The sequence below is a fragment of the Agrobacterium sp. D14 genome (assembly GCF_001526505.1).
In the GTDB taxonomy this organism is placed as follows: Bacteria; Pseudomonadota; Alphaproteobacteria; order Rhizobiales; family Rhizobiaceae; genus Agrobacterium; species Agrobacterium leguminum.
Window position 1 is genome coordinate 184,831 of record NZ_ASXX01000008.1, and the last position, 18,252, is coordinate 203,082.

The window sequence follows — 18,252 nt, forward strand, 5'->3', positions numbered from 1 at the left end:
TGCCTCCATCAACGCCGGCCGACGACATCGAGCAGCTGATGGCGCTGCGTCAGCTTCGCGAGGATCGCAGAGCCCTCCTCCGTCACCGGCACGAAAAAGCGTAGCTTCCAGGCGATCATCTCGGAGAAGAGACCGATGGAGCGGAGCCAATCGCGCATGCCGTCGGTGAAACCGGTCAACTCGACGCGATTATCACTCATGACGCGCACTCGGCGCAGCGTCATATCGCCGGCAAGGCTGATGATTGAGGATCCGTCGGCCACCGACTTCCAGGCATGCCCGGGGCTCAGAACCTGCGTCCCGTCGATACCGAAGTTGCTACACAGCCGGGCAAGACCGGCGGGCGCGATCACGCGACCGATGATACGCTCGCCATCATCGGTCTGGAGGCGATAGACCCGGCAATAGTCCTGCGGCAGCAGTTTCCAGATCGGCAGCAACAGCCCGGAGACGACATGCAGCGTCGACGTCGAGAACTCGGGGGCACTCGCTACCTCGGCATCCCAGGCTGCAGAGAACACTTGGTTGTCCGCTTCCTCCCAGTTCGTCTCTTCGATCTGACGCACCTCGAAACGCAGTTCGTCCATCGGCCGGATCAGCGCGACGCGCGGCTGGACAGTGCCATCGTCGAGCATGATCGAGCGCGTCGGGATCATCACCGCCGGGCGGCCGGACTTGCCGTTGACCATCAGCATTGCGCGTGGGTCGCGTGCCGCCATCTGTAAGGCCTCCGCGAGCATCATCGGCTTGTTGCGGTCCATGCGTTCGATGGTGAGCAGGTGCGACTGCGCGCCGGTGACCGGGTGGGTATAGACGAGCTTGCGATCCCTAAGCGTCATACGGTCGGCGGTCAGCGTCTCCAGTCCCTTGTCATAGACGCCGGCGGCGATTGCCCCTTCGATCCGGGCTGCCAGCAACTGTTCGAAAGATTCGAACAGCAGGTTCTGCATGGCGATGGTCAGCGCCAGCATCCGATTGAGGAAGGTATGGATCGGCGGCAACTCGTCCTTTAGGCCGCCTTCCTCGTCCGTGAGAGAAAGACCGGTGATCGCCACGAATGTTTCCAGCGAGCAGCCAGCGATCTCACCGCGGTGGATGAGCTTGTAGAATTGCCGGAGGGCGTCGCGGGCATATTGTGATTCGAGATTGTCATTCGAGCGAAACATGCCCTGCCCGCCGGTCTGGCGCTGACCGCGCGTGAGCGCGCCCATATTATCAAGGCGCCGGGCGATCGTCGACAGGAAGCGGCGCTCGGCCTTGACGTCGGTGGCGATCATGCGGAAACGCGGCGGCTGCGCCTGGTTGGTGCGGTGACTGCGACCAAGGCCCTGGATCGCCACGTCCGCACGCCAGCCGGCTTCGAGCAGATTGTGCAGGCGCTGGCGTTGGTTCTTGCAGCCCAGGTCTGCATGGTAGGAGCGGCCCGTGCCACCAGCCTCGCTGAAGACGAGGATCGGTTTCTCGTCATCCATGAAGGCGCGTGTCTCGTCGAGATTGGCGCTGCCCGGCCGGCTTTCCACGGCAAAGCGGGCAAACGCGCCGCCGCCATCACGGCGGACGATGCGCCGGGATCGGCCGGTGATCTCGGCGACCTTCTCCGTCCCGAAATGTTGCACGATCTGGTCAAGTGCTGTCGGGATCGCCGGCAGGCTACCGAGCTTCTCCAGCAGTTCATCGCGGCGGGTAACCGCTTCGCGGCACAAGACCGGATTGCCATCGGTGTCGTAGGCGGGCCGCGACAGAAGATTACCCTCCGCGTCGGTAAATTCCTCGAAGAGCTGCGTCGGGAACGAGTTCATCAGATACTCCGCGACGATCTCACGGGGCGTCACATCAACCTGGATGTCGTTCCATTCCTCGGTCGGGATTTCCGCCAGCCGCCGCTCCGTCATCGCCTGCGCGGTGGAGATGAGCTGGACGATGGCGGCATGACCATCCTCGACATCTTTACCGATCGCGCCGATCAACGCCGGTGTCTTCATCGATGTCAGGAGATGGTTGAAGAAGCGCTGCTTAGTGCTTTCGAAGGCGGAGCGGGCGGCGGCCTTCGCGTTTTTATTGAGCGTGCCGCCTGCGGAGGTGATGCCGGAAGCTTCCAGCGCCTGGTCGAGACGATGATGGATGGCCTGATAGGCCTCGGCATAGGAATCGTAGATGCGAACCTGCTCCTCAGTCAGGGCGTGTTCCAGGATCTCGTATTCGACACCCTCGAAGGACAGCGAGCGGGAGGCATAGAGTCCCATTGCCTTAAGGTCGCGGGCGAGCACCTCCATCGTCGCGACGCCGCCGTCCTCGATCGCCGCGATGAATTCGGATCGAGTTGGGAACGGAAAATCGGCGCTGCCCCAGAGTCCCAGACGTTCGGCATAGCCAAGAGATTCGACTTCGGATGCACCGGTTGCCGAGACATAGACAACACGGGCGTTGGGCAAAGCGCGCTGCAGGCGAAGACCAGCGCGGCCCTGCTGCGAGGCAGATTTTTCGCCGCGGTCGGATTTGCCGCCGGCGGCGTTCGCCATGGCGTGGCCTTCATCAAAGATGATGACGCCATCGAAACTCTTTGCCTTCCCCGTCGCGGCTTCGACGCTCCCCGCCTCTTGACCCAACCAATCGACGATCTGCTGGACGCGCGACCGCTTTCCTTCGCGCTCATCGGTGCGCAGCGTCGCGAAGGTGCAAAACAGGATCTCCTCCTCCAGCTTGATCGGCTTGCCCTGCCGGAAGCGCGAGAGTGGTGTCACCAGCAGTTTCTCCTGACCGAGCGCGCTCCAGTCGCGCTGGGCGTCTTCGATCAGGGTCTCGGATTTGGAAATCCACACATGCCGGCGGCGGCCCTTCAACCAGTTGTCCAGGATGATGCCGGCAGCTTGCCGCCCCTTGCCCGCACCGGTTCCATCGCCAAGGAACCAGCCGCGACGATATCGAACGGCATCTTCGGTTTCCGGCGTGACGGCCGTGAGGTTGTCGAAGGAAGCATCGACCTTCCAGTGGCCGGCGAGATGGCCGGAATGGGCCTCGCCGGCATAGATGATGCTTTCGAGCTGGGCATCGGAGAGGTCGCCGTTGGTGACGAGGCGCTTGGGAAGATGCGGCCGATAACGCGGCTTCGGCGGCGCGACGGACGCCATGGCGACGGATTCGACAAGCTTGTCCGGGTGTGGTTTGGCGTCGGGAATCCGGATGGCCCGCAATTCATAGGGCTCGTAGATGCCATCGGCGACGTCCGCGCGCGCGACCGGCACTGTATCATGTATCTCGTAGGCCAGCTCGACAATCTCGTCCTGGGCGGCCTCAGATCGTGAAACCATCAGGCGCTGCGCGCAAGCCACGGGACCGGGTATTCCAACCGCCGCCGGACGCATCGTATCGCTCGCTTTGCGTGCAGCCATTTTCGCGGCGCAGGCGCGCAGGATCCCGTTGGAAAGTGCACCGATAGAGTTTTGCGCGGTCGAGGGCGAGCGCGGTGCGAGGCCGGAGATCCACGACATCAATGTCGTGAGGTCAGGAGCTGTGCCCGTGGAGGAGACGAGCTTCGCGGGATTGTTCGCAGCGATCTTGTCGATCACCGTCAACCGCGTCTCCATCGTCGTGCCGTGCCGGGCATAGACCGAGCCGTCGATCGCAGCGCTGAACAGAAGTGTGCCACGCTCCTGCAGGCGAATGAAGGCGTTGCGCCATTTGGGATTGTCGGGGGAAAGGCTGGAGCCGGTGATCGCGACCAGGCGGCCGCCGGGCGCAAGGCGCGCGAAGGCGGAGGCGAGATGACGCCATGCGGCCTCAATCATGCGACCCTCGACATGGACGCCCGCCGAGAAGGGCGGGTTCATCAGCACAACCGTCGGACGGATCGAACGATCGAGATGATCGTCGATATGCGCCGCATCGTGCTGCGTCACTGTCGATCCGGAAAAGAGATGCTGGAGGAGGGAGCGGCGAACCGGCGCATATTCGTTGAGGGCGAGGCGTCGCGCATGGGCAAGTTCCGCGAAGATCGCCATGAGGCCCGTGCCGGCAGACGGTTCGAGCACAACGTCGTCCGCCAGGATGCCGGCGGCGCGGGCCGCAACGTAGGCAAACGGCATCGGTGTGGAAAACTGCTGGAGTTTCTGGCTTTCTTCCGAGCGACGCGTGTGGGTCGGAAGCAGTGCCGCAACCTTGGTCAGCATCGCCAGCGCCGCCTGCGGCGCATTCGCGCGGGCGGAAATCGCTGCTCCGAACTTGCGCAGGAAGAGCACCTGCGCGATCTCGCAGGCCTCGTAGGCATCCTTCCATGCCCAGAAGCCCTCGGCGTCCGAGCCCTCGAAGGCGTTGATGAGGATCGTGCGCAAATCGGCTGCGCCGATAGATTGGCCACGTTCGAGGAAAGGCAGGAGCGTCTCGCCGGCGGCGAGAATTTTGCTGCCACGGCCACGGTCATTGGGTGAGCCGCGCGAGACGGCGACCGTGTTGGCAGCACGGGAGGAGATGGCGTTCATGAAAGACCTCATCGAGAGCGGGAAAGAGCTGGCCATACCGGGCGCTCTCCAAACCCCGCCAAGCCACCCATTTCCGGCCCCTCTCTTCCTCTTTGCCATCGAGGTGGCCAGCGCCCGGCCTTCAGCCGGGCGCGAGCTTGAGATTGCCAAAGGCCGCGACGCCAGCGACGGAAACCACGTGTAGGACGGCCTTGCCGCCGCCCGCGATCCATGCTGCGGCTTCATCAGCGGACAGTTGCTGGACATGGACGAAATGGCGCTCGGCGCAGGCGCGCTGGCGGTCGAAAGCCTCACGATCCTCGAAGGCGTAGAGGGTGTCTCCCGGGCCGTCCCAATAGACGATGGCAAAACGGACGGGTTCGACGATCTCGGAACGGAAGTTGAGGAAGACCGGCGCGACGGCGCGCGGACGGGCAATGGCTGACAGGGTCATAAGGCTCTCCTGAAACGCGGAAAGGCCCAGGCACTCCTCAGAGCACCGGGCCTAGTTGGGAAAGATGGAGGTGGAGGGCGGGCGTTCGCCCGCGAATGGTCAGGGTGGGCCGGCGGAAGTGGCCTCGATGAAGACCTCGTCGCTATTGGCTTCGAGCAGCTCCAGAATGCGGCCGTCGACGGCGACACAATCGTTGATCCAGTTGCGGTCGAGCTTCGAATACCGGCCGATGCGGTCGGCCGGGACATAGACGATCGTGAAATGCGGAAACTCCCTGCCATCAGGCGCGACATGGATGACAGGACCTTCAACCGCAATGACGATGCCGCTCGTGCCGTAGGACGTCCGCACCGCCATGCCCGGACGCACCAGCGCCGGGACATCGGGCGCACCTGACGGCGTCAACCGATAGCGGCCGGGATCGTGCCAGCCAAGTTCAACCGAAGCGAGGGAATGGGCGAAATGCGGTGGCGGATCGCCCGGTCGCGGCTTACGCCAGATTTTCATCGTCGCCTCCCTTGCTCCCAGTGGCCGACAAGGGCTCGCTCGAACCGGCAGTGCCGCCGGTCAAAAATCCGCTGGCATCGTTGGGATCCGGCGGGAAATAGGCGTCATAGGGGTTACCGGCCGCCAGGTGTCCGAATGGTGTGAACACGCGATCTCCGCCATCACCGCCGACTGCACAAAGAACGAAGCGAGGTTCTTCGGTCCTGGCGTCGAGGCACTCCATGAGCGCGAGATTGCCATCCCTGGCGGCACGAAGCAGGGTTTCAAAGTTGGTGCGGGCATAGTCTGGTATCGCCATGGTCTCCTCCTGGAAACGAAAAGCCCGGCTGGCGCCGGGCGGTTGGGTTGGGGAAGTTTTCAAGCGCGACTTCAAAGCCGGAAGGCGTTGACGAGATAGCGCTGGTCGGCGCGGTACTCAGTCAGCATCGAAAGGTAGAAGCGCTTTCGTGCAAAGCGATGTTTGGGGTCGGATCGAATCCTGCGATCGAGTTGGCAGGCGGCAACGCGGACAACGTGACGCCAGCCGACATTCGCCCGGATGCACAGACGCTGATAGGCAATGTCATTCATCGGGGTTTCTCCGAGCGCGGATGAAGCAGCCCAAACTGAAATGCGCTCTCTAACTTCAGCAGGGCCGCCTGGTCCACGGCCATCCTCTCCCGGCCGCCGCCTGATTACCCGCAACGAACAATGTACGAAGCGCGTCGGCGCGGGCCAGAAACGAGGCGCGATCGGGGTTGCCTCGCCGCTTTACTGATTATTTTTAGATAGTAAAAACGTGGGCGATCATGTAGCGTCGACCAAAGCAATGGGGAGTACGAGGGTGCGGAAATTCACGATCGGAGATCAAACCCTTGACGAATCCTCGCCGCAGTTTCGGGCACTTCTTCCGCACGCCTACGAGCAGCGGCTTCGTCCAATGTGTCTTTGCAAAGAGGCGGGCGTGCCGATGTACATCGCGCGGCTGGACGATCAGTATCTCGTCAAGCGCATGCCACTATCCGGGCGCGAGCATGATCCCGCCTGCCCGGCCTACGAACCACCCTACGAGCTTTCCGGCCTCGGTCCGTTGATCGGGAGCGCAATCCAGATCGACGCCAGCGGCAATGCCGAACTGAAGCTGGATTTCTCGCTGACGAAACGCGGACCACGGGCGGCATCCTCGGCGCCGACGGAATCGTCAGAGCCGGGTATTCGCAGCGAGCCCCGAAAACTGTCGCTGAAGGCGATGCTCCACTATCTCTGGGAAGCTGGCGAATTGACAGAGTGGCGCTCGACCTGGGCAGGCCGGCGCGGCTGGGGTCGGGTCCGCGCCAGTCTCATCAATGCCGCGTCGCAGATGTCAGCACGGGGCGGTCCTCTAAGCGACGTGCTTTTCGTGCCGGAAGTCTTCCAGCCAGAGGACAAGGATGGCATTGCTGCCCGGCGTACGGCGGCACTCAAGGGCGTGCAGGCTACCGGGTCGGGACCACGCAAGTTGATGATGATCGTGGCCGAGGTGAAGGAGTTTTCCCCGGCGCGCGAAGGCCAGATGATCGTCGTGCGGCACACGCCCTTCCCGCTGATGATCGAGGACGGCGCATGGCGGCGGCTTGCGGCCCGCTATGAGACCGAACTCGAACTGTGGCGCGCGAGCGAGGCCTTCCATCTGATCGTCATTGCCACCTTCGGCATCTCCGCCGCCGGCATCGCATCGGTCGAAGAGGTTGCACTCATGGTGGTCAACGACCACTGGCTGCCATTCGAGGACATTCATGAATTGCGGCTGCTGGAGAAGCTCGGCCACCTGAAGCGGAAGAGTGTCAAGGGACTGCGTTTCAACCTGCCCCGCGAAGCGCCGATCGTGTCCGTGACACTCCCTGAGCAGAAACCGGCCCCTGTCGCGATGTTCATCGTCCCGCCAAGCGCCGGAGATGATTACGAACACGCCCTCGCCGACATGATCGAGACACGGCCGGAGATCACCCCATGGGTCTGGCGTGTGGCGGATGGCGAACTCCCCCGGCTCCCATGATCCGGGATACCGGGCCGACGGCGATTGACAGGGCGCAGCGAATAAGGACACCTGCTGTGGAGATATCCATCCACCACGTCCAACCGGAGCATCATGAAGCCTGAGCAAAAGCCGTTCGTCGTCGAGTTTAAGAACCGGCGTCGCCTCACCCGGAAAGAGACGTCGATCTGGGGACCCATCGATCTGAAGACCGCCGGCGACGCGATTGCAGCAGAACAGAAGGTCGGGGACACAGAGACGCCCATGGGGGTGTCACTATCGGAAACGACGGCCACGCCGCCAGCCGTGATCCGCGCCTGATCGTGTCATAGACCAACTTTGGAACCGGACAGCGCAGCAGCGGCAATATCCTGCCGTTGGCGTTTGACCGCCGCCATCACACTTTCGAAAAAATCCTCGGGTTCGCCGTCGCGATAGGGTCCTTCCTCCGACCAAAGCAACGTTCCCACAACTGCTGGAATGAAGTCGAAATCGAAGGTGAAACCGTCCTTCTCCAGAGCATTGGAAAGGGCGGCATAGGCATCCTGCGCGAGAGGAACGATCTCCAGGGCACACAATCGCATCGCCTGCCAGCCGCCCGCGTCCCACAGCTTCGACATTCGGGCGATGCTATCCGGGACCGCGCGCCCGTCTTCGTGCAGACCCCGGAAATACAGCATCGCTTCCCAGGTGCACAGAGCGGCCTCGACCTCGCTGACCGTGAACGCGCGATGCCCGTCTCCAGCCGAAGCACCATCTATCGGGGCAAGCGATGTGCTTGAGCGCGACAAGCCCGGTCCTGTAACCGGAAACGGGCCAATAGATCCTCGCTGGTCGCATGATGGATGGCACTGGCGGTAATCAGTGATACGCTGGCGCCGTAGGTGTCAGGACGCTGTGAGGGATGGTTCATCCACTGGATCACCGTCACCTCCGAGATGTTCGGCGACCGCGCGACGATGTCCTGCACGACGAACTGCCACGGGAATTCGCTTAGGTCGATATCGATCATCACCTCCGCATCGACCTCGGCAGGTGCGGGCAAGAGCGCAACGACGCGGCTGGCAATGAAGTCGTTGAGCGCGCTGTTCGCCTGCAGTGCCGAAGTTCGGTAGGCTTCGAGCAGCGGCTTCCGCTTCACGCTGATCGGATTTGTCGAGCCAAAGTCGGTGAACAAGACAAGTCCTGCTTCGGTTTCGCTGCATTCGAGCACGTGGGTCAATACGAGCTTTTCGAGCGGCGTGATGTCAGAGAGAGGGATTGGCGGGTCCGTGTAAATCCGGGTTTCGAGATTGATCATGACGATTGCCTTTTCGCGAATATGAAGAACCCGGCGCGATGGCCGGGCGATGGAGAGTTCTGATGAACGAGGACGTGGCGTGGTCAGACCGCGCTTTCGAGCAGCTTGCGCGCCTTGCCCTCCAGTTCCAGCCGCGTATCCTGATGGGCCTTGCCACGCGCGAGTGCTGTAATGCCCTGGACAAAGTCAAAGATGGACTCCGGCGGCCTCCCCTCTTCAGAAAGCACCGTCTCGATGATCTTGCCGGTTTCGGCCTTGGTGAAACCCCGTTTGCGCAGGAAATCGGACCGATCCTCCTCGCTGCGGGCAACGACGCGCTCGCGGGCGGCGCGGATGCCGGCAATAAATGGCGCAGGCGAAGAATTGGCAAAGCTCGTCAGGGCGGGAGCGGCCTCATGGGCGAAGCGTTGCGCGGCGAATTTCGAGTGCCGAATGGTGATTTCCTCGAAATTTTCGGTGCCCCACAAATTGCGATTGGCACACACCGCCCGCAGATAGAAGCTCGCAATGCCGAGAGTTTTCGAGCCGACCTCGGAGTTCCAGGCATAGAAGCCACGGAAGTAGAGATCCGGTTCACCATTCGGAAGACGGCCAGCCTCGATGGGGTGCGTGTCGTCGACGAGAAACAGGAAGACGTCCCTGTCGCTCGCATAGAGCGTCGTCGTGTCCTTGGTAATGTCGACGAAGGGATTATGGGTCATGGTCGACCAGTCGAGCACACCGGGCACTTTCCAGATCGTGTCGCCGGTGCCGTTGCCCGCGATGCTCATCACGGCTGCAACGAGGTCCTTGTCCCAGATGCGCCCGTATTCGGGACCGGTCACGGCTCGCAATTCGACACGCCCGTCCTCCATCTCCAGGGTCTTGACCATCTCGGCGCTGTGATTGAGGAGCCCATGCTGAAGATTGATGGCGGCGAGCGGCGCGGGGAGCTGGCGCATGTAGCTCGCTGGTGCGCCCACCAGACTGCAAAGCTGCCCGTAGCTCCAGTGGGTCGGCGCGAGCGGCACGCGGCTGCCGGGAACGACGAGGGAAAGGCGTTCAGCATTGTCGCGTGTCGCTTCCACGCGGATGTCGGCGCTCTCAACGGTGCGAACGCGGGCGTGCTCGGTCCGCTCACTGACTGCGCGATGGAGATCCGAAAGCGAGAGGTAGCGCTCGTCATCGGGGCGCGAGAACCATTCGGACGACACACGGCCGATGCGTTCGCCGCGCGAGATATCGACCTTGAAGCCGGATGATATGGCAGATGGGTGGGAAATCATGGTGTTCATGTTGGCTGCTCCTGAAACGAAGGAGCCCGGCTGGCGCTGTCGCGCCAACCGGGCTGGTGGGGGAAAAATAGATAGTGGCCGCACCGACGATCCGGCACGGAATGGGGGGCAGACGCGGAAAGCCCTCTCTTTGAACGCCCGCACTCCTCCCCGCAGCCGCCCTCCTCTCCCTCTCGCGGTCTTTGAACCCCGGATCGGGATAAGGCGGCCGAGCGGCGTTACCAGTCGTGGAACGTCAGCTCATCTACCTGATCGGCATCACGATCGAGCAGAACATGGCTGAAACCTTTGTTGCGCGCCCATGTCATGACCGCAAACAGATCGTCGGGAATAAGCTGGTCGCCTTCGCCACAATTTTCGTCATGGGCGTAGAGGAACCAGCCGTAGCCGGCATAAGGTCCTCCTGCGCACGGCCAGTCCACGCATGGTTTCGCATCGAGCATTGCCGCTGTCTCAGCCGACACATGCCCGGTCGAGATGGTCACAACAGTCAGGGTTTCCAACTGCGCCATGGGGTTTCTCCTTTTCGATTGGCGCGACGGTTCGACCGGAAGGAAGACCATCCGGACCGAGCCGTCTTGAAGGCAAAGGGGAGCAGGATCGACGTCAATCGAGACCGAGCTTGCGCGGCGAGGTCGCCTGGAGCATCCAGCGTTCGCCCCTGATCCGCCGCAGAAAGTCCGTCGCCGGCGGCACGCGACCAAGCACCCGCTGAACATGCCGTTCGGCGACGACGCGGGTCGGCACGGATGGGTCAGCGGCGTGTCCGAGAACTGGGCCGAAACGCTCTTCAGCTTCAAACATACCATAGGCATGATGGCGAAACAGGAACCAGGCCGGACCATCGACCCAACGTTTTGGGTCATAGAACCAAAGGTGCAGATCGCGGTAAGCCGCCGCCCCGCCGCCGAAACGCAGAACATCGTCTTCGACCAGTTCCTCGACCGTCGGCACCATGTTCGGCAACCAGGCGGGCGGATCGAAGTCCTTCACCCACTCGCCGGCGGTCGGCAGTATCCTGCAATCCTCCGTCAGATGCTGGTGGCCAAGCGTTTCGGTCGCAACCTCAGTGCCCGTCGCTGTTGGTGATCTCGTCACCGAACAGTTCTTGCGCGGCGGCGACACCCTGAGGGCCTTAGTCGATCGCCTGGTAGATCTCGGCAGCCTCGGGATGATCGGCCGAATAGGCGTAGAGGCGCCCGTATCCTTCGGAGAGCAGATCGGACTGAAACTGGAACGACAGGTGCGAATGAGCGAACATCGTTGCGATGATCCCCGCCGCCTCGGCAGAAACCTCACCCTGGAAGCAGGTGATATCGCCGGTGATCCGGAAGCGGGACTTGGACCTCGGTGCAAGAAAGAGCGGCTTGCCTTCGCACTCGTAAAAATCCCAGAAGCCGCCACCGTAATCGAGGGGGCTGAGGCGCTCCATGAAACCATAAACGGCGTTTTCGGCGACCATCAGGAGTGAGCTGCCGAACAAGGCAGGCAGGAACAGCAGACGGCGTTCGTCGGGGACTATGGTGGCGCGTTGAGGCGCGGTAACGGACATCGACATCGTCTTGTCTCCAATGACTAGAAAATAGAAAGGACCCGGCACGATGGCCGGGCCTTTGAGTGAGTGATGATGAGTTGGCCGACTATTCGGCTGCCTGGAGGTGCCCGCCCTCATCCTCGGCAGGATTGGCCGGTGTTTCATCAACCTCCGCGTCCTCGGTCAGGAACGCCGGCAGATCGATGTCATCGCGTCGGAGGTGCCGGTGGCGTCGTCATCGACGAGCGCGTCGGTACCATCGGTTGCGGCCGCGACCTCGATCGGGAGCTCATCGGCCGGATACCGCAGCACTTCCGGGAGCCATCCGCTGCCTTCCAGGAGCCGGGCGGCCTCGCGCGCCATGTCGGGCTTCTTGAGATGGTCGATGAGCTGCGCCGACTGCTCGCCTTTGGCTTCCCGAACCGCCTGCAGGATGTGCGCCTTGGTGACACGGCCGAGATAACTGTCGACCGTCGGCGTCCAGCCCGCCTCGACCATGCCGAACCCGATCGACTGGGCAAGCTGCCGGGCGTGGTGGTTTTCCTTCGCCCGCTTGTTCCATTGCTGGATCGTGGCGTTGAGCGTCAGCGAGGTGCAATGGGCAAACAACGCCATGCGGCTTTCCTGATCAAGCGCGATCAGATAGCCCCAGAGCGCATCGGCCTCGCCGGGGAGATCGTGTCCCCAGTTCTCCTGGCGCTGCTCTATCTCCTTTGCCCAGACGGTATCGCCGAGCCCGTGCGCCTGGTTGGATACAGAGTTCTGCACGGTGATTTCGAGGCACGAAGCTGCACCGTAACTGTAGAAGGTCTTCAGCACGAGAGCGTGCAAGGCTGCGATGAACGCCGTTACCGGATCGTTGGCCAGCGCGTTCAGGAGCGCAATGGTCCGGGCCGCAGTCAGATCCTCGATGAGACGATCGGAAAGTGGCCTGATCTTGCCGTCCTCCTCCTCCGGCTCCTCGACACCGACGGGGTTGCCGTTGATGCTGACACCGCCGGCAGACGCGGTAGCCACGGCAGCATCATTATCTCCGCCGACTTCATCGCCGGAGCCATCACCATCATCAGTATCCGGCTCCACAAGAGGTTCGTCTTCTGGCCGGACGTAACCACGTTCAATCTTCAACTGACCATCGGCGGCCAGCGAAACGAACACGCCGCTGCGGGCGACTTCGTCGGGATCAAAAACAAATGGCCGATCGTTCAGCGTCTTCAGTTCGTTGTCGAGCTCTTCGAGCCGAGCCTCGGTTGCCTCCGAGTAATCGTCCGCGGCGGCATATTCATCGCTGAGCCTGTCGAATTCCGCGGTCAATTCGCCATGGCGTACAAGCTCTTCCTCCGTGAATTCCGCCCTTTTCCCATAGAAGCGGCGAAGGCCAGAGGCATATCCGAAATGAAAGTCGATCGCGGCGTCGACCCATTTCCAACCCTCGTCGGTCTTCAGCACTTCCGCGTCGTCCGCCAGCTTTTCGAACACGAGCTGCTCGATGAGCGCCGGATCCTGAAGCCATCCGCCGTTGTCTTGCTCGAACAGGTCGCGCAGGACGACACCGCCGGCGGCCTCGTAGGCCTCGATACCGACATAGACCGCGCGGCGATCAGCCGCCCGGATCGAGGTTTCGGTCAGCATCCGGCGGATGTAATAGGCATCTTGATTGTGCGACCGCGAGATAGTCTCCCAGACCTGCTCCTGCCGGGCATGGTCATTGGTGATTGAAAACGCCATGACCTGACCGAGTTTCATCTCGTCGTTTGCATAGAGATCGCGAAGGCGCGGCGAGACCGACGCCAGACGCAAACGCTGCTTCACCGTCGCAACCGCGATATGGAAGCGGGCGGCGATTTCTTCCTCATCGAGTCCCTGCTCACGCAGGGCCATCATGGCACGGAACTCGTCCAGCGGATGCAGGTCGACGCGCTTGACGTTTTCAGCAAGCGAGTCTTCAGCTTCCAGGGTCTCCCCCGCGCTGACGATGCAGGGAATGCCCGTGGTCTTGGTCAGTTGCTTGCGGTCGACCAGCAGTTTCAGTGCGCGATAGCGGCGGCCGCCGGCCGGAATGCGATAGATACCGGTCTCCTTGCCCTCAGCGTCGAATTCCGGGCGGACATTGAGGCTGGTCAGCAGGCCACGCCGGGCAATGTCGTCGGCAAGCTCTTCGATCGAGACGCCTGCCTTGGTCTTGCGTACGTTTTGCTGGCTGAGAACGAGCTTGTTGAAGGGGATATCGCGTCCGGCGTTGAGCGCGATTTTCTGAATGGCTTGTGCCATGTCGTTGCTCCTTGGCGGGCCGGCCAGAGCTTCTCTCCAGCAACCTCAACCCGCCAAGAATGCCCCTTCCCCCCTCTTACTCCTTTCTCCTGGCCGCCGCCCTCACCCGCCTGCCGCCTGCATATACTCCGCTGCGGGCGACGTATCAGGGCTCTTTGAGCCAGCTCGCCAGTTGCCGCAGGATGATGCTGATCGGTGCGGTGATTTCCTCCACGGGCGCGCGCCCGTCACGAAACCATCCTCGCAGAACACGTCGATGAATGACGCATGACGTCGAGATAGAGAGCGCCGCCGACCAGGCACACATCGAGGAACAGCTCCCGCGACCGGCGATCATTGAAATGGATGTGCATGCCGGGATGCTCATTGGATGGTATGATGCACCGCTGGGTTTTCGGCAGAGGCCATCGCATGCACAGACTGTAAGCTGATATAATAAGTCCATATATCATATTAAAGTCTGAATTATTAACATTGATTATCAGCCCTTATACTGATACATATTGTCATGAGATCAGCTTACAGCCTGAGATAAGTGGATGAGAAGCGATAGTCGAAAAAGGGGGCGCCTGCGCCTTGATGAAAGGCTTCGGGCGCTCCAACCAATTGAACGGTTCAAGGTGCCACCGAAAGGATGGGTGCGTGCTCTACGCGACGCGCTCGGAATGACGGGCATGCAGCTGGGCACGCGCATTGGCGTGCGACCCCAAACTGTCGAAGCCATCGAGAAGTCGGAAGCCGCAGGTACGATCCAACTTAACACCTTACGTCGCGCAGCGGAGGCGCTGGATTGCACACTCGTCTACGCCCTCGTTCCAAACACTTCACTTGAGACTGTCATCGAGGCACGCGCGAGAAAAATCGCAGCGCGCGAGCTCCACCGCGTCGCACATACAATGCGGCTCGAAGCTCAGGGCACAGATGAGGTGGACTTTGAATCCCGCGTCCAAGCATACATTCGCGACAAGCTCTCCGAGCGCGACCTCTGGAGCGAGACATGACGGACCTGTTTCAGGAGCCTGAGGACGCAACGCCCCTTGAACCGCAGGAGCGAGAGGGTCTGCTTCAGACATGGATCACGCATCGCCGTGATCTCAACGAGGCGGAGCAGGAAAACATCGTCGAGGGTGCGGCCTGGGCGCGGGGTCGCCGGCGCGTATCGCTTGAGCGAATGCTCAGCGAGGATTTCATGCGAACATTGCACAAGCGGATGTTTGGCGACGTCTGGGAATGGGCAGGCACCTTCCGAACGACGGAGCGCAACATCGGCGTCCAAGCCTACCGCATCGGAATGGAGCTCGCGAGCCTGTTAAGCGACACCCGCTATTGGGTTGAGCATGAGACATTTCCGCCGGATGAGATTACGGTCAGGTTCCACCATCGCCTGGTCGCGATCCACCCATTTCCAAACGGAAATGGCCGTCACGCTCGCCTGGCGGCCGATCTTCTGATCGGACGTCTTGGCGGCGAGCGTTTCAGTTGGGGAGGCGGAACTCTGACCGATGTCGGTGAACTGCGCACTCGCTATGTCGCAACCCTGCGCGCCGCCGACAAACATGATATCAAGCCGCTGCTGGAATTCGTGCATAGCTGAGGCCCGGCCCCTGCCATCGTTCGCCTTGCTGGGACACGAACCCACGACCCCGCTATTGTTGCCGCCAACGGAAGCAAAGATTCGCAAAGCGACCAAGGATTAATCATCCCGGTCTTCCTTTACCGTTGCTACCGCCTTGCTTAATCAGGCCAGCAGCAACAGGAGAAGAAGTCATGGATTTAGTCGGCATTCGGCGACAGCTTTGGTAGATTGACTTTGCAGGCATCTGCCGGGAACAGCGCTTGTACCGCAATTGGAATGCAGAAACTTCTTGCTGTTCTCGGTACCGAACGCAGTTCAGTGCTTCGCTGCATAAGGGTAACGCACTACAACAAGCTTCTTGCTTTGGCACAACAGACCATTTGAGCCAATAGCAATTTCTATCTCTCAGTGGTTCATTCGCGATGATTTCGCACTTGCAATCGCTAGTGAAATTACAACTTAGCAGTGATATTGGTTCAAAATGCTGGCCACAAGAGTTAGGGGAACCGGTGACGAGTCCAGGTAACGAACGCGAGCAGTCTTACAACGGCTTCAAGGCCGCTGGTGAAGAGATTAGAGTTACTCCTCCGCTTCCACACACCGCAATCTGGATAAACCTGATTGTCGGCGTGGTCGGGCTCGGCGGGATGACTGTCGGAGGACAGGCGCTGTTTGAAGTCATGCGTAAACTTTTCAGGGAAGGCAAACCTGAAAGCGATCTGACACCCCCCTATTTCAAAAATCGGCCTTGGAACGCGGGCCATGTCAACTTCAGCGATGAGCGGTCTCAAAACCGGTCAGGCTCCGGTCGGTCGCTCATCAGGCACCCTGTAGATATGAAACTTCCCCGCCAAGTTCGTAAAAACGCGAGGTGCTTCTTAGTGACCTGTTTTTTTCAGAGAAACGAGGCTACCAAAGATTCGAAGCAACCGAATCCTCTCTATACGAACGGGTGACAGATGCCATTACGGGATCTAAGTACCAGAACCAGCTTTAATACATCGACCGACAGGCTATTGGCCGAATTTATCGTGCCCGCCCTGTCCCAGGCGTCGACGTACGATAGAGGCGTGGGGTTCTTCACGTCTCGTTGGCTAAAGCTGGCCGCGTCCGGCCTCGCGGAGCTGGCGAGGAATGGCGGGAGAGCCCGCATCATAGCGAGTCCCAAGCTCTCGCCCGAAGACTGCGCCGCGTTGGCTGAGGGTAGCAAGGCGAAAGTTGACGAGGCTCTGCGGGCGACTCTTCAGGTCACCCTGGACGAACTCGCCGGGGAACTTGAAAAAAATACGTTAGCGGCGCTCTCCTGGATGATCGCCGACGGACTTCTTGATTTCCAGCTGGCAGTACCCGTCTCTGACCTGGACGGCGACTTCCACGACAAGTTCGGTACGTTTGGCGACGGCAAGGATGCGGTCGCCTTCAGGGGCTCGCCCAACGACAGCGCGCAGGCGTTCAGGAACTACGAATCCATCAGCGTGTATTATTCGTGGCTCGACGAGCGTGAAGCCGAACGCGTGCAGAACGAGCAGGAGAGGTTCGACAACCTCTGGGAAAACAAAGACCCGAATCTCCGGCTCTACGATCTGCCGAGGGCAATTCGGAAGAACCTTATCGAGTTCACAAAAAACTTTCCGCGACCCTACATTCAGCAGGGCCAGGTCTCTTCTGAGAACTCGCGATGGAAGCACCAGAAAGACGCCATCAGCGCCTTTCTCGCCGCTCGACGCGGTGTCCTCGAAATGGCCACCGGCACAGGTAAAACCAGGACAGCGATCAGAATTCTGGAGGAATTGTGCGAACGCGGACTGGCGGAGTCCGCCATCGTCAGCGCTCACGGTACTGATCTTCTTGATCAGTGGTACAACGAACTCCTCAGGAGGACAGACCTCCCAGTCTATCGCGACTACGGCGGCTTGCGCGAAAGTCTGTCTTTCATGAACGCACCCAAAGACGCTGTGCTTCTGATGTCGCGGCAAAACCTTGCCAAGGCTGTTCCCCTGATCCCGGCGCTTACAAAAAGAAAGACTCTGCTGATATGCGACGAGGTCCATGGGATGGGATCGGCATCGATCGTATCAGCATTGACAGGGCGGCTTGAGGATTTCGAATTCCGCCTCGGCTTGAGCGCGACACCGGAACGCGCCTATGACCGGGAGGGAAACGAGTTCATCGACAAAGAAATCGGCCCGGTGCTCTTCCGCTTCACGCTGGAGGCCGCCATAAAGCGCGGCATTCTCTGCGAGTTCGACTACGTTGGTCTTGAGTACCGCTTCTCTGACGAGGACAAGGCGGCCGTCAGGCAGGCCATCAAGCGCCATCACGCCAAGGCACGTTCCCCCGAACCGTCTCCCGTCGAACAGCTGTACCAGGAGCTCGCGCGGATCAGGAAGCTGTCGACCGAAAAACTTCCACCGTTTGCGGACTATGTAAAAGCAAACCCTGCAGTGTTGGGACGATGCCTGATATTCGTCGAAACGGCCGAATACGGGGTTCTTGTTCAGGAAATCCTGATGCGGCAGGGGGTGGACTATCACACCTACTACGGTGACGATGATAGGGCCAACCTCAAACGCTTCGCGTCTGGCCAGCTCGACTGCCTCGTGACCTGTAAGCGCATTTCCGAGGGGATCGATATCCGTTCCGTGAACACGATCGTTCTGTTTGCGTCTTCGAGGGCTCGTCTTGAAACCGTTCAACGCCTCGGACGCTGCCTTCGTACCGATCCCTCAAATCCGGACAAGCGCGCCCTGGTGATCGACTTCATCCGAGTCGACGACCTCGACGAAGACGAGACAGACGAGGAAAGCACCGCCGACGTCGAAAGACGAAATTGGTTTCGCAAACTCGCGGCGGTTAGGAAATCGCCCGAGAATGGCGGAGAGGAGTGAG

Annotated in this window: 17 protein-coding genes and 1 pseudogene; 6 read left to right on the forward strand and 12 right to left on the reverse strand. The window is 60.8% G+C overall.

Features of this window, described 5'->3' with window-relative positions; translation table 11 throughout:
- Positions 1 to 8: 8 nt before the first annotated feature.
- The 5 genes from L901_RS07335 to L901_RS07355 form a co-directional block, all read right to left on the reverse strand.
- Positions 9 to 4,475 (reverse strand): bifunctional class I SAM-dependent methyltransferase/DEAD/DEAH box helicase, encoded by a 4,467-nt coding sequence (locus L901_RS07335; protein ID WP_059755070.1) that lies wholly within the window; start codon positions 4,473 to 4,475, stop codon positions 9 to 11.
- Positions 4,476 to 4,596: 121 nt separating this feature from the next.
- Positions 4,597 to 4,908, reverse strand: a complete 312-nt coding sequence (locus L901_RS07340) for a hypothetical protein (protein ID WP_059754967.1) — start codon at positions 4,906 to 4,908, stop codon at positions 4,597 to 4,599.
- A 99-nt stretch (positions 4,909 to 5,007) separates the two neighbouring features.
- Complete coding sequence (locus L901_RS07345; protein ID WP_059754969.1) at positions 5,008 to 5,415, reverse strand: hypothetical protein; 408 nt, start codon at positions 5,413 to 5,415, stop codon at positions 5,008 to 5,010.
- Positions 5,399 to 5,713 carry a DUF6117 family protein gene (locus L901_RS07350; RefSeq protein WP_059754972.1) on the reverse strand — a complete coding sequence of 105 codons (315 nt, stop codon included), beginning with the start codon at positions 5,711 to 5,713 and terminating at the stop codon, positions 5,399 to 5,401. Before L901_RS07350 ends, L901_RS07345 begins: the two co-directional genes overlap by 17 nt.
- A gap of 71 nt (positions 5,714 to 5,784) precedes the next feature.
- Positions 5,785 to 5,985, reverse strand: coding sequence for a hypothetical protein (locus tag L901_RS07355; RefSeq protein WP_059754975.1), 201 nt, complete (start codon positions 5,983 to 5,985; stop codon positions 5,785 to 5,787).
- Between the two features lie 253 nt (positions 5,986 to 6,238).
- Here L901_RS07355 and L901_RS07360 point away from each other — a divergent pair, with 253 nt between their 5' ends.
- Both L901_RS07360 and L901_RS07365 read left to right on the forward strand, forming a co-directional pair.
- Positions 6,239 to 7,429, forward strand: coding sequence for a DUF1173 domain-containing protein (locus tag L901_RS07360; protein WP_059754978.1), 1,191 nt, complete (start codon positions 6,239 to 6,241; stop codon positions 7,427 to 7,429).
- A gap of 93 nt (positions 7,430 to 7,522) precedes the next feature.
- Entirely contained in the window at positions 7,523 to 7,729 is a 207-nt protein-coding gene (locus L901_RS07365; protein WP_059754981.1) for a hypothetical protein, read from the forward strand.
- Between the two features lie 5 nt (positions 7,730 to 7,734).
- On the opposite strand, the gene L901_RS27635 is transcribed toward L901_RS07365, so the two are convergent.
- The 7 genes and pseudogenes from L901_RS27635 to L901_RS07400 form a co-directional block, all read right to left on the reverse strand.
- Positions 7,735 to 8,199, reverse strand: coding sequence for a hypothetical protein (locus L901_RS27635; RefSeq protein ID WP_245289602.1), 465 nt, complete (start codon positions 8,197 to 8,199; stop codon positions 7,735 to 7,737).
- Complete coding sequence (locus L901_RS27640) at positions 8,166 to 8,708, reverse strand: hypothetical protein (protein WP_245289603.1); 543 nt, start codon at positions 8,706 to 8,708, stop codon at positions 8,166 to 8,168. Before L901_RS27640 ends, L901_RS27635 begins: the two co-directional genes overlap by 34 nt.
- An 83-nt stretch (positions 8,709 to 8,791) precedes the next feature.
- Positions 8,792 to 9,982: a hypothetical protein gene (locus L901_RS07380; RefSeq protein WP_059754987.1), complete on the reverse strand. Its 1,191-nt coding sequence runs from the start codon at positions 9,980 to 9,982 to the stop codon at positions 8,792 to 8,794.
- Between the two features lie 218 nt (positions 9,983 to 10,200).
- Positions 10,201 to 10,494, reverse strand: coding sequence for a hypothetical protein (locus L901_RS07385; protein WP_059754989.1), 294 nt, complete (start codon positions 10,492 to 10,494; stop codon positions 10,201 to 10,203).
- A 94-nt stretch (positions 10,495 to 10,588) separates the two neighbouring features.
- Complete coding sequence (locus L901_RS07390; protein WP_147401455.1) at positions 10,589 to 11,080, reverse strand: hypothetical protein; 492 nt, start codon at positions 11,078 to 11,080, stop codon at positions 10,589 to 10,591.
- Positions 11,081 to 11,117: 37 nt separating this feature from the next.
- The gene (locus tag L901_RS07395; protein ID WP_059754995.1) at positions 11,118 to 11,540 is read right to left on the reverse strand and encodes an antirestriction protein; all 423 of its coding nucleotides are present in this window, start codon (positions 11,538 to 11,540) and stop codon (positions 11,118 to 11,120) included.
- A gap of 82 nt (positions 11,541 to 11,622) precedes the next feature.
- Positions 11,623 to 13,787, reverse strand: a pseudogene (locus tag L901_RS07400) (ParB/RepB/Spo0J family partition protein).
- 539 nt (positions 13,788 to 14,326) lie between these two features.
- Between L901_RS07400 and L901_RS07405 the strand changes: the two are divergent.
- The 4 genes from L901_RS07405 (at position 14,327) to L901_RS07420 (ending at position 18,251) form a co-directional block, all read left to right on the forward strand.
- Positions 14,327 to 14,788, forward strand: coding sequence for a mobile mystery protein A (locus tag L901_RS07405; RefSeq protein WP_059754998.1), 462 nt, complete (start codon positions 14,327 to 14,329; stop codon positions 14,786 to 14,788).
- Positions 14,785 to 15,381 (forward strand): mobile mystery protein B, encoded by a 597-nt coding sequence (locus L901_RS07410; protein WP_059755001.1) that lies wholly within the window; start codon positions 14,785 to 14,787, stop codon positions 15,379 to 15,381. Before L901_RS07405 ends, L901_RS07410 begins: the two co-directional genes overlap by 4 nt.
- 404 nt (positions 15,382 to 15,785) lie before the next feature.
- A complete protein-coding gene (locus L901_RS26925; protein ID WP_147401453.1) occupies positions 15,786 to 16,319 on the forward strand; it encodes a hypothetical protein in 534 nt (177 codons plus the stop codon).
- A 60-nt stretch (positions 16,320 to 16,379) separates the two neighbouring features.
- Positions 16,380 to 18,251, forward strand: coding sequence for a DEAD/DEAH box helicase family protein (locus tag L901_RS07420; protein WP_245289604.1), 1,872 nt, complete (start codon positions 16,380 to 16,382; stop codon positions 18,249 to 18,251).
- Position 18,252 lies beyond the last annotated feature (1 nt).